This is a genomic window from Methanocalculus sp. (genome assembly GCF_029762515.1).
GTDB lineage: Archaea > Halobacteriota > Methanomicrobia > Methanomicrobiales > Methanocorpusculaceae > Methanocalculus.
In genome coordinates this window covers 1-2,373 of record NZ_JARVGN010000362.1, presented here as the reverse complement: position 1 = coordinate 2,373, position 2,373 = coordinate 1, and the positions used below count along the sequence as shown (strand labels likewise).

General features: G+C 54.5%; 2 protein-coding genes. Both read left to right on the top strand.

Annotated features, from left to right (window positions below):
- Positions 1 to 926, top strand: a 926-nt coding sequence (locus QCH34_RS10945; RefSeq protein WP_300334061.1) for a thiamine pyrophosphate-dependent enzyme, incomplete at its 5' end; no start/stop codon positions are given.
- A gap of 95 nt (positions 927 to 1,021) precedes the next feature.
- A complete protein-coding gene (locus QCH34_RS10940; RefSeq protein WP_300334058.1) occupies positions 1,022 to 2,305 on the top strand; it encodes a sodium-dependent transporter in 1,284 nt (427 codons plus the stop codon).
- Positions 2,306 to 2,373: the final 68 nt, after the last annotated feature.

The following is a 2,373-nucleotide window of genomic DNA, read 5'->3' as shown; positions in this document are numbered from 1 at the left end:
AATCCTATATCAAGTCAAAAACAGTCGACGTCCTTCTGGTCGTCGGGTCAAGCCTGAACCAGACCGCCACCTTCTCCTGGGATCCTGAGATCCTCCCGTCCCGATCCCTGATCAACGTCAATATCGATCCCACGATCATCAACATCAACTATCCTGCGGATATACCGCTCATCGGTGATGCAAAGACCGTCATCTCCGAGATCTCCTTCAGGGCGCTTCGGTATCTCGACGAGCAGGAGGCTGCAATCACAAAGAGATCTCTTGCCTTCATGGAAGAGAAGAAACAGAAAGGGATGGTTATTGAACCGGAGAAGATGCAGAGCAGCCAGGTGCCGATCAAACCCCAGCGCCTGATACAGGATCTCCAGGACGGGCTCCCCGATGATGCCATCCTCTTCAGCGATGTCGGGAGCCACCTCATCTGGGCACTCCACTACCTGAAGATGAACAGACCGGGGCAGTTCATCGCACCGTTTGGCCTCTTAACCATGGGGTTTGGAACAGCCGCTGCAATCGGCGGCAAACTGGCTGCCCCTGACAGGCCGGTTGTTGCCATCGTCGGAGACGGATGCTTCGGCATGAACGGGATGGAGGTGGCAACCGCAGTCAATTACGATATTCCGGTCGTCTGGGTTGTAATGAATAACAGCATGCTCGGCCTGATCCATGCATTCCAGTCCCTCTCCCTTGGTGAGGAGACGATACTGACACGGTTTAAGCCTATGGATTGTGCAAAACTTGCAGAATCGCTCGGAGCAGTCGGGATCACTGTCCGGGAACCCGGAGAGCTCGCCCGTGTTCTGCCGGAGGCCATCGCCTCGGGAAAACCAACTGTCATCGATTGTATTATCGATCCGGTTGAAAAGCCCCCGATCATCTCCTTTGCCGCCGGTGCACGGGACTACGCTGCCAGAACGCTGCATTAAAATTCCACCTCTCTCTTTTTCACAGGCATTAGGTCTCTCTTTTTACCCGTGTCGCTCCAGAACCCTTTATCTGTCATCACGCCAATCAGCCCGCTATGGAAGAATGGTCTTCCCGCATCGGTTTCATCCTTGCAGCAATAGGATCAGCCGTCGGCATCGGGAATATCTGGCGCTTCTCAACCATCGTCGGGCAGAACGGCGGCGGCGCCTACCTGATACCATATCTTACCGCCGTCCTCCTCGTCGGCCTGCCGCTGATGATCCTTGAGATGCAGGCCGGCAAGCATACACGGAGTGCCGTCATCGCCGCCTTCGAGAAAGCCTCCCTCAGGTGGGCGGGCTGGATCGTCTTATTCGTGGTGATCGGGGTCATCTCATATTATCTTGTCATCACGGGATGGACATTTGGGTACCTTGCCTTCTCCCTCACCGGAACCCTTGAGCCCTTCTCAGACTTTACTGGATCGTACCTTCCAATCCTCTTCTTCATTCTTGCAGCTATTCTCTGCGGGGTGATCGTCTCATCCGGCGTCACAAAGGGGATCGAGCGGACGACGACTATCCTCGTCCCGCTGATCTTCATCCTTCTCCTCATCATGCTTCTCTTCACAATCAGGCTCCCCGGTGCTGCATCCGGCCTTGTGTACCTCTTCACTCCTGATTTTTCAGTCTTAACAGACCCTCTCATCTGGGGGGCAGCCCTTGGCCAGGCATTCTTCTCGCTATCGGTCGGGTACGGGACACTCCTCACCTATGGTGCATATCTGGGATCCGCCGAGAAGATCCCGGCATCTGCGGCAACCGTCACCATCGCAGATATCTGTGTCTCCCTGTTAGCCGGGATCATTATCTTCTCGATCGTCTTCACCTATGGCCTCGAACCAGCAGCCGGGCCTGAGCTCGTCTTCACCACCCTACCCTATGCCTTCGAACTGATGCCGTTTGGTGCTGTCTTTGCCGTCTTCTTCTTCCTCCTCGTCTTCTTTGCCGCAACAAGCTCTGCCATATCATTCATCGAGGTTCCAACAGCCGCCCTGGCAGGAGTCTTTGGGAGATCCAGACGATCAATGGCTGCTCTTGTCACTTTAATTCTCATCATCACAGGCATGCCTGCTGCTGCAAGCTACAGTGTATTATCCCTCAGAATCGCCGATATGCCCATCCTTGACGCAATGGACGAGGTCTTCGGGACGATAGGCCTTTCAGCCTCTGCTCTTCTCCTCTCAATCGCTTTTGCCTGGCTCTTTGACCAGAAGACTCTATGGGGTGACCTTTCAGAAAGCTCTCCCCTCATCCGGGCAGTGCCTATCCTCTGCAGGTACGTGATCCCGGCCGCCCTCCTGATCACCATCACCTTCAGGGTAGCAGCCTTCTTCTGAAAAGCCAGAATAACGTAATATGAGGCTCCAGACCTCCACAATGTAAGATACCCTCAGCATAGACGATT